The 9,307-nt window shown below is 31.6% G+C and carries 8 protein-coding genes; all 8 read left to right on the forward strand.

What is annotated here, in order from left to right:
- The first annotated feature begins 20 nt into the window (after positions 1 to 20).
- The 8 genes from bsdtb5_RS05845 to bsdtb5_RS05880 all read left to right on the forward strand — a co-directional run bounded on the left by bsdtb5_RS05845 (position 21) and on the right by bsdtb5_RS05880 (position 9,001).
- The gene (locus tag bsdtb5_RS05845; protein WP_271715098.1) at positions 21 to 1,271 is read left to right on the forward strand and encodes a cadherin-like beta sandwich domain-containing protein; all 1,251 of its coding nucleotides are present in this window, start codon (positions 21 to 23) and stop codon (positions 1,269 to 1,271) included.
- Between the two features lie 267 nt (positions 1,272 to 1,538).
- Entirely contained in the window at positions 1,539 to 1,913 is a 375-nt protein-coding gene (locus bsdtb5_RS05850) for a GntR family transcriptional regulator (RefSeq protein ID WP_271715099.1), read from the forward strand.
- A gap of 41 nt (positions 1,914 to 1,954) precedes the next feature.
- Positions 1,955 to 2,500 carry a UvrB/UvrC motif-containing protein gene (locus bsdtb5_RS05855; RefSeq protein WP_271715100.1) on the forward strand — a complete coding sequence of 182 codons (546 nt, stop codon included), beginning with the start codon at positions 1,955 to 1,957 and terminating at the stop codon, positions 2,498 to 2,500.
- Complete coding sequence (locus tag bsdtb5_RS05860; RefSeq protein WP_271715101.1) at positions 2,493 to 3,533, forward strand: protein arginine kinase; 1,041 nt, start codon at positions 2,493 to 2,495, stop codon at positions 3,531 to 3,533. The genes bsdtb5_RS05855 and bsdtb5_RS05860 overlap by 8 nt, the downstream gene beginning before the upstream one ends.
- 55 nt (positions 3,534 to 3,588) lie before the next feature.
- On the forward strand, positions 3,589 to 6,033 hold the full coding sequence (locus bsdtb5_RS05865; RefSeq protein ID WP_271715102.1) for an ATP-dependent Clp protease ATP-binding subunit: 2,445 nt from the start codon (positions 3,589 to 3,591) through the stop codon (positions 6,031 to 6,033).
- A gap of 153 nt (positions 6,034 to 6,186) precedes the next feature.
- Positions 6,187 to 6,600 (forward strand): endosialidase, encoded by a 414-nt coding sequence (locus bsdtb5_RS05870; RefSeq protein ID WP_271715103.1) that lies wholly within the window; start codon positions 6,187 to 6,189, stop codon positions 6,598 to 6,600.
- 189 nt (positions 6,601 to 6,789) lie between these two features.
- Complete coding sequence (radA, locus tag bsdtb5_RS05875) at positions 6,790 to 8,139, forward strand: DNA repair protein RadA (RefSeq protein WP_271715104.1); 1,350 nt, start codon at positions 6,790 to 6,792, stop codon at positions 8,137 to 8,139.
- A 136-nt stretch (positions 8,140 to 8,275) separates the two neighbouring features.
- Positions 8,276 to 9,001, forward strand: coding sequence for a methyl-accepting chemotaxis protein (locus bsdtb5_RS05880; RefSeq protein ID WP_271715105.1), 726 nt, complete (start codon positions 8,276 to 8,278; stop codon positions 8,999 to 9,001).
- Positions 9,002 to 9,307: the final 306 nt, after the last annotated feature.

Here is a 9,307-nt window from a genome sequence, read left to right on the forward strand (position 1 = left end):
GAGAAAGGTTTGGTATATTGATGGAGAGAGTGAAAGAGAAATGCAATAATTTGATAATTATAGGAATCTTAATTTTTATGCTCTCTTTTTTTAGTACAAGTACTATTTGTTTAGCTGCAAGTGCATCAATTAATTTTACAACAAAGAATACAACTGTAATTGTAGGGGATAAGGTAACAATCTCTTTAGTTGTTAATTCTTCTTCTAATATTGGTGATTTTGAAGCATATATAGCTTATGACCCAAGCGTTTTGGAATTTACAGATGGTGGTTCTTTCGTTAACGGTGATGATGGTATTTTAAAAGTGTCTGATACAAATAATGTTGATGGTACTACAAAAAAGAAATATGTGTTAACGTTCAAGGCGAAAGATACAGGAGCTACAGAAATTAGAATAAGTGATAAAGCAGTTGTATTCAACTCGGATGATGGGAATGAGATGTCAGTTTCAAGTAGTCCCTTATCAATAAATGTAATTGCACAGAAAGAGACGTCTACGAATAACATTTTAAAGTCTCTAAAAATAAGTCCTGGTAAGTTATCACCACAATTTGATAAGAACACGAATAAATATACTGTAAGTGTGGATAACAGCACCAAAAATTTAATTATTAGTGCAATTCCAGAAGATAACAAAGCAAAAGTTACTGTCAAAAATGCTACTAATCTATCAGAGGGAGATAATCAAGTTATTATTACAGTTAAAGTAGAGTCTGGTGATAAGAAAGATTATACAATAACCGTAACAAGAGAAAAGAGTACTACTTCTGGAGACGATAAGGATAAGAACAATACCACAGATGCAGGTAATGGTAACGATACATTTCCAAAATTAAGTAATGAGATAAATGCGGAAAATGTAAATGGTGAAATATACGTCGGTACAAATAGCGCTTATAAAGTAGTAGGAATGCCAGAGAATGAAACTGTTCCAGAAGGTTATATTAATACAAAGATAAAAATAAATAATGTATCTATTACAGCGTACACATTAGAAAATGATTTAGAGAATGAATTTTTGTTATTATATTTGATGAATAAAGATGGGGTTAGTGGATTCTATCAATATGATCGAATCGAAAAAACATTACAAAGATATAATCTGAATGAAGATAAAGTAAATCATGAAAATACAAAAGATAAACACGTAACACAAAGTGATAAGAATTTAGATAAATTAAATCAGATGTACTTAATAACTGCGATATTAATAGGAATTAATTTAATTACTATATCAGTAATCATACGATTATATCGAAAGAGAAAATAAAAGTTGGACAAGTTTATAAAAATAAAAGTAACTATAATCAAAGAAAGGATTGTAGTTACTTTTTTTATACATATTTATTATTGCTATTAACGGTGTTTTATTATTAGAAATGTAAATAATAATTAAGAGTAAATGATATATAAAATAATAAATATAATTTAATTTGATGCAATTAGAATGGATAAAATATCTGTTGACAAAAGAATATGTCTGTTATAGTATGGGTATAACAAGTATAACTTCAAGTAATATAGGAGGTGGAGAGTCTTGTTCATAACTATCGATTTTAATAGTGATGAAGCAATTTATATTCAATTAAGAAATCAAATCATAATTGGTATCGCGGTTTCGCATTTTAAGGAAGGAGACAATCTTCCTTCAGTTAGAGATCTGGCGGATAATATTGGTATTAACATGCACACAGTTAATAAAGCATATACTATATTAAAGCAAGAAGGTTATCTGAAATTAGATCGTAGGAAAGGTGCGGTTATTGCTGTTGATATAGATAAGATGAAAGCAAAGTTACAATTAGAAGATGAGATGCGGGTAATTATAGCGAAAGCAATATGTAAGAATATTACCTGTCAGGAAGCTCATGAAATAGTAACAAAAATTTTTGAAGAATATTCACCAGATTAATATTATTGAATAATCATAATATACCAAAGGAGGTAGTTATTATGTTGTGCGATAAGTGTAATAAAAGAGAAGCAAAAGTCTATTATACGGAAATTGTAAATGGAGAGAAAAAAGAACAGCATCTTTGTGAAGAATGTGCTTCGGAATTTACATCATTTCATTTAGCATCCACTGTTCTTAATAAGGATATATCGCTTGGTAATTTACTATCGAGTATCCTTGGCAATTATAAGGTAACAAATACTTCAAAAGAAAAAGAAACAGTAAAGGAACTTGTATGCAAAGAATGTGGAATGACATATGAGGAGTTTACTACACTTGGAAAGTTTGGATGTGCGGGTTGTTATAATACCTTTAAGAAGCAATTAGGACCTGGAATCAAGAAAATTCAGGGAGCTGATGTACATGTAGGAAAGAAGCCAAAAGGTTTTGTAACCAAAGCAGACAAAATTGTAAGCGGATTAAGTGAAATAGAGAAATTATCTATCAAACTTCAACAAGCCATAGAAAAAGAAGAGTTTGAAGAAGCAGCAAAACTAAGAGACTCCATCAGAGAATTAAAGAAGGAGGAGGAGATTAATGCTTAAATGGTATGAAGAGAAAAGTTTGCCTACGGATATTATTATATCTAGTAGAGTGCGTTTGGCTAGAAATTTTTCTGATTATCCATTTGCAGCAAAATTATCCGATGAAAAGGCAAAGGATCTCGTAAGAGAAATCACAGATAAATTCATGGGCAAAAAGGCTAACGAAGAATCGGAATATTTTTGCTGTAACTTAAGTAATCTAAGTGAAGTAGATAAAAATGCTATGGTCGAGCGACATATTGTTAGTCCATTATTAGCAGATAAAAAGCAAGAGACGGGTTTGATTCTGTCAGACGATGAATCTGTTAGTGTTATGATTAATGAAGAAGATCATCTAAGAATTCAAAGTGTAACAACTGGAATGGACTTAGAAAAAGTATTGAAGAAAGCAAATGAGATTGATGATTATATCACAGGGAACTCACATATAGCATTTGATGAAAAGTATGGATATTTAACTTCTTGTCCAACAAATGTAGGAACGGGGCTTAGGGCATCCTATATGTGTTATCTGCCAGGTTTATCGGTTGCAGGCTTAATTAGTAGTTTGACAGAAGAGTTAGCTAGATATGGAGTCGCTATTCGAGGTATATATGGCGAGGATAGTAAAAGCATAGGTAATCTATATCAACTGTCCAATGAGAAGACTTTAGGAAAAACAGAAAGTGATATATTAGAGCATCTGAATGAAATTATGGATCAGGTGATTAGACAAGAAAGAAAGCGAAGAGAATATTTAATCACTAATAATTATAATGAATTAGAAGAACAAATATATCGTGCTTATGGTGTGTTAAGTTATACCAAACAGATTACATCTAATGAATGTATGTCTCTTTTATCAGATATTAAATTTGGAATAGATCAGGGTTTTATTAACTTAAATAAAGAATTAAATATATTTAAATTAATGATGGATATACAACCAGCGAATCTCCAATATAAGATGGGAAAGAGTGCAGGGAATAGTCTTAGAAATCGATATCGAGCAGAATATATGAATCAGTGCTTTAAAAATGCTTTGAATGGATGAGACTTAGAAATACAAAAATCAGTTTTCACTGATAAAGAAAGGCGGTTAAACCAATATGAATGAGAAATTCACAGAGAGTGCTAGAAAATCTCTAAATATAGCGACAGAAATGGCATTCAAATTATCACATAATTATGTTGGAACAGAACATTTATTAATTGGTCTTTTAAGTGTAGAAGGAGTTGCATTAAAAGTACTAGAAGAAAATGGCGTTGATAAAGAAAAAATTATTGAATTAGTAAATCAATTGATAGCACCTAACTCAGATGTTGCTACTGCAGAATCTGATAGCTTAACTCCAAGAGCGAAAAGAATTATTAATCAAAGTAGTAAAGAGGCAATGCGTATGCAGTCACAGTTCATTGGAACAGAACATATATTGATTGCGTTAATGAAAGAATCCGATTGTATTGCTATGCGTTTGCTTAATACATTAGGAGTCAATATTCAAAAATTATATGTAGATGTATTAACTGCTATAGGTGGTGATGCAAATATAGCAAAAAATGAATATATGGCATCCAAATCAAAATCAAAGGGAAAATCAACAACACCAACACTAGATCAATATAGTAGAGATTTAACGAGTTATGCTAGAGAAGGAAAACTTGATCCAGTAATCGGAAGAGAAGAAGAAATTCAGAGAGTAATTCAAATACTTAGCCGTAGAACCAAAAATAACCCATGTTTAGTTGGTGAACCAGGTGTTGGTAAAACAGCAATAGCAGAAGGTTTAGCATTAAAGATCGTAGAAGGAAATATACCTGATACAATTAAAGATAAACGAGTATTAACTTTAGATTTATCAGGAATGGTAGCTGGCTCCAAATACCGTGGTGAATTCGAAGAAAGAATAAAAAAAGTAATCAACGAAGTAATGAATGATGGAAATATCTTATTGTTCATTGATGAGATTCATACAATCATTGGTGCTGGAGGAGCAGAAGGTGCAATTGATGCTTCAAATATTCTAAAGCCATCCTTAGCCAGAGGAGAGATACAATTAATAGGTGCAACAACAAGGGAAGAATATCGTAAACATATAGAAAAAGACGCTGCACTTGAGAGAAGGTTCCAACCTGTTGTAATAGAGGAACCATCCGAAGAAGAAGCAATTCTAATATTAAAAGGAATTCGTGATAGTTATGAAGCTCATCATAAAGTCAGAATTACGGATGAAGCACTTGATGCAGCTGTAAAAATGTCAAGTCGATATATTAATGATCGTTATCTTCCAGATAAAGCGATTGATTTAATTGATGAAGCATCTTCAAAAGTTCGCTTAAGTACTTATATTACGAGCCCAAGAATAAAAGAATTAGAAAAAGAAAATGAACGATTAGAAGAAGAAAAAGAAAATGCAATTAAGAGTGAAGCTTATGAAAAAGCTGGAGAAATAAAGAAACAACAAGTAGCTAATATAGAAGAACTGAATAAATTAAAAGTTCAGATGGAAGTAGAAAAGCAAGAAAAGGAATTAGTAGTTACAGAAGCTGAGATTGCAGATATTATCTCAAGTTGGACGAAGATTCCAGTAAAGAAATTAGCTGAAGAAGAAACAGAACGTTTAAGAAATCTAGAACATATTCTACATGAAAGAGTAGTCGGTCAGGAAGAAGCAGTGGAAGCTGTAGCGAAAGCCATCAGAAGGGGTAGGGTAGGATTAAAAGATCCAAATCGTCCAATCGGTTCCTTCCTTTTCCTTGGACCAACCGGAGTAGGTAAGACAGAATTGTCTAAGGCATTAGCAGAAGCAATATTTGGCAGTGAGAATTCCATGATTCGTGTTGATATGTCTGAATATATGGAGAAGCACAGTGTGTCCAAACTAATTGGTTCACCTCCAGGATATGTTGGATATGACGAAGGTGGACAACTTAGTGAAAAAGTAAGACAGAACCCATATTCGGTGATTCTATTTGATGAAATAGAAAAAGCACATCCAGATGTTTTTAATATTCTATTACAAGTTCTTGATGATGGTCATATTACAGATGCAACAGGAAGAAAAGTTAGTTTTAAAAATACAATCATCATTATGACATCTAACGCTGGAGCACAAAGAATTATATCTCCTAAGACATTAGGATTTACAAGTGCAGTGAATGCAGAAGCTGATTATAAGAAGATGAAGAGTGATGTTATGGAGGAAGTAAAACGTTTATTTAAACCTGAGTTTATCAATCGTATTGATGAAATCATTGTGTTCCACTCCTTGACAAAAGACAATATTAAGAGTATTGTAAAAATCTTACTCAATATAATTGCCAAAAGGACAAAAACACAGCTAAATATAACGTTAGAATTGACGAACGAAATAATTGAATACATCTCTGATGTAGGATTTGATCAAAATTATGGTGCAAGACCAATTCGAAGATCAATTCAAACCAATATCGAGGATAAATTAGCAGAAGAAATCTTAAATGGTAAAGTAAAGCAAGGGGATACCGTTAAGATTGGATGTGTAAACAAAGAAATCCAATTTTCGATATGTTAACAGATAATATACTGTAAATAGAGAAAATAATTGTTATTATGCATAATGTACTAGCATTTAGACATGAAATATTATATAATATATTTAAATAAATGAAGCATACAGCAAAGAGTTTGTTTTATTTATGATAAAAAAATCAGGAGGGTTTCTGTAATGACAGTTATAGAAGGGTTAATACGCAAAGAAAATGACGGTACGATAAGTTTTGGTAATTATAGTTTGCAAGAAAAAACAAAGATATCAGATTTCGAACATGATGGAGATATCTATAAGGTTAAATCTTATAAAAAGATTACGAAACTTGAGAAGAACGGAATGTTTGTATATGAGTCTGTTCCTGGAACAACAGTACTTTCATTAAAATCTTCTGATAAGGGTGTATCCTTTCATGTAGAAGGGGAAGAAGATGCACAAATAACATTAGAATTAGAAGCTGAAAAAGAATATAAGATTTTTATTGATAATACTAATGTTGGTAAAATGAAAACAAATCTTGGTGGAAAGTTAATGTTAAGTGTTGAATTAGGACCAAATGAACCAGCTGATATCAAAGTAGTTAAATTATAGTTATTAGATGAATAACTTTTAACATCCTTGCTTTGAGAGCTAGAACAATAGAATAGTTTTATTGCTTATTATAAAGAGGTAAAAGGTGAATAGTTAAAATTTATACTTTTACCTCTTTTTGTATATATGTTTGGAATTCTAAAACTTGGAATCCATTCAAATATGTGAGAAAGAAAGGCATGAATTAAAATGGCAAAAAGTAAGACTGTATTTTTTTGCAAAGAATGTGGGCATGAATCAATAAAATGGCTTGGCCAATGTCCAGCTTGTAAACAGTGGGATACATTTGTAGAAGAACCAGTAATTAAAACAGCATCGAAAACTAATATTCGTGTGAAAGAATCTACTCCTACAAAGATATCAGAAGTAACAACATCAGAAGATACAAGAATACTAACTGGGTTACATGAATTAGATCGAGTTCTTGGCGGAGGAATTGTGGTTGGTTCATTAGTCTTAGTAGGTGGGGATCCTGGAATAGGTAAATCAACTCTACTACTACAAATGAGCAAGAATCTTGCTGATATAAATAGAAAACTTCTCTATATTTCTGGTGAGGAATCCTTAAAGCAGATCAAGATGAGAGCTGAACGAATTGGAGAGTTTGAAAATGATATGCTTCTTCTTAGTGAAACTAATTTAGATACAATTGAAGCGACGATAAAGAGCATTCAACCAGAAGTAGTAATTATTGATTCGATTCAGACCATGTTTAAAGAAGAGATATCTTCTGCGCCTGGAAGTGTAAGTCAAGTAAGGGAAACGACTGCTACTTTAATGCAGATAGCAAAAGGCCTTGGCATCTCGATCTTCATTGTTGGACATGTCACCAAAGAAGGGGTAGTAGCTGGTCCAAGAGTATTAGAACATATGGTAGATACCGTGTTATATTTTGAAGGAGAGAATCAAGCTTCCTATAGAATTCTAAGGGCAGTAAAGAATCGTTTCGGCTCTACGAATGAAATTGGAGTATTTGAGATGAGAAGTAGTGGTTTAGTTGAGGTATCCAATCCATCAGAATATATGCTTCAAGGAAAACCAGAAGGTGAGTCGGGTTCGGTAGTAACTTGTTGTATGGAAGGTACTAGACCAATCTTAGTTGAAGTACAGGCTCTTGTCTGTCAAACTAATTTTAATATGCCAAGAAGAACTGCAGCAGGAACAGATTATAATCGTGTCAATTTATTAATGGCAGTTCTTGAGAAAAGGTTAGGTATTCAATTAGCCGGATGTGATGCTTATGTTAATGTTGCTGGTGGTATAAAAATAATGGAACCTGCATTAGATCTATCAATTATTATGTCTATTTTATCAAGTTATAAAAACAAGGCATTAGATAGTAGAACAATAGTATTCGGCGAGGTAGGGCTAACCGGCGAGATACGAGCTATTAATATGGCAGAGCAAAGAGTGATAGAAGCAACCAAAATGGGGTACACAGAATGCATATTACCTCAAGTCAATAAAGATAATATAATAGCAAAAGGGATTAAATTAATTGGAGTACGTAATATTCGAGAACTGTTAAGTTATATATAGTGGTTTTTGTGTGAAGCTAGAAGAATGATTTAAAATTATTAATTTAAATTATCAATAAAATACGATATAATATTTATAAATCGAAACACATGAATCATTTTATAGTATAAATAATTTACGAAAGGTGAGATATGCTATGGCATGGAATGAAGCAATGGATTCAGAACAATTAAGTAGTGAAATGGCAGCTTTATTGAGAGAACAGGAGGTATGCGTAGAAAATCTATCTGAGATAATGAAGAATCTTGATAATTCTCAACTTAAAGTAGAGAAAAATGCATTTGATGCGATTAATAGCTCAGATACTACGCTTAATCTCGTAAAAGACGGAATTAATAGTATTGAAGTATTGATCAATAAAATTAATGATTTAAATAGTGCTGTTGAAACTTCATCAAGCAACATAAGCCAAATGGAGAACTTGTCTAACATGATAGCAGGTTTTGCAAATGTAATTGCAGGGATATCCAATAAGACTAATGTATTATCTTTAAATGCATCAATTGAAGCAGCAAGAGCAGGTGAACATGGAAGAGGATTTGCTGTAGTAGCAAGTGAAGTACGTAATTTAGCATCTCAATCCGCAGATTCATCGAAAGAAATATCACAAACAATTAAATCTATTCAGACTTTTAGTAGTGATATTGTAAATGATATGAGTAAGATATTCTCAATTGTTGCAGAACAAAATGCTATGGTAAGTGAAGTGGGCTCTGTTTTAAAGAAAATATTAGATGCAGCTGTAGTTTCAAATGATGTATCTAGAAATATGGAACATGAAATTGCATATCAACGAGATATTACTGATACTGCAAAACAAGCAATTTCTTCAGTTGCACAAAAACATAAAGAGTATCTATAAACAGTTTGATTAAATACATAAACTATATATATTAAAAGGGTAATTGAACTGGTTTCGATTATCTTTTTTTTATTAAGTTTATTAATAGGTTTATTATTTGCGATATATTGGCTGAAAATGCAATTTAACCGTATTATTAGACTATTTAAGTTTTTTTAATAAAATATTGAATTATACTTGACTTATTAATTGGGTTAGGATATAATTAACTTCGCTGTTGAAAGGAATTGGTTATATAGTACATGCAATTCTAAAAATATAAAAAATACAAACAATTTATTGACAAAATAGACAATATATGATAAG

Source organism: Anaeromicropila herbilytica (assembly GCF_016591975.1).
GTDB classification, from domain to species: Bacteria; Bacillota; Clostridia; order Lachnospirales; family Lachnospiraceae; genus Anaeromicropila; species Anaeromicropila herbilytica.

Excerpts from the sequence above, each read along its gene's own strand:
- bsdtb5_RS05880 (WP_271715105.1), top strand. The coding sequence starts at position 8,276 with ATGGCATGGAATGAAGCAATGGATTCAGAACAATTAAGTAGTGAAATG.
- bsdtb5_RS05870 (WP_271715103.1), top strand. The coding sequence starts at position 6,187 with ATGACAGTTATAGAAGGGTTAATACGCAAAGAAAATGACGGTACGATA.
- bsdtb5_RS05845 (WP_271715098.1), top strand. The coding sequence starts at position 21 with ATGGAGAGAGTGAAAGAGAAATGCAATAATTTGATAATTATAGGAATC.
- bsdtb5_RS05865 (WP_271715102.1), top strand. The coding sequence starts at position 3,589 with ATGAATGAGAAATTCACAGAGAGTGCTAGAAAATCTCTAAATATAGCG.
- bsdtb5_RS05855 (WP_271715100.1), top strand. The coding sequence starts at position 1,955 with ATGTTGTGCGATAAGTGTAATAAAAGAGAAGCAAAAGTCTATTATACG.
- bsdtb5_RS05860 (WP_271715101.1), top strand. The coding sequence starts at position 2,493 with ATGCTTAAATGGTATGAAGAGAAAAGTTTGCCTACGGATATTATTATA.
- radA (WP_271715104.1), top strand. The coding sequence starts at position 6,790 with ATGGCAAAAAGTAAGACTGTATTTTTTTGCAAAGAATGTGGGCATGAA.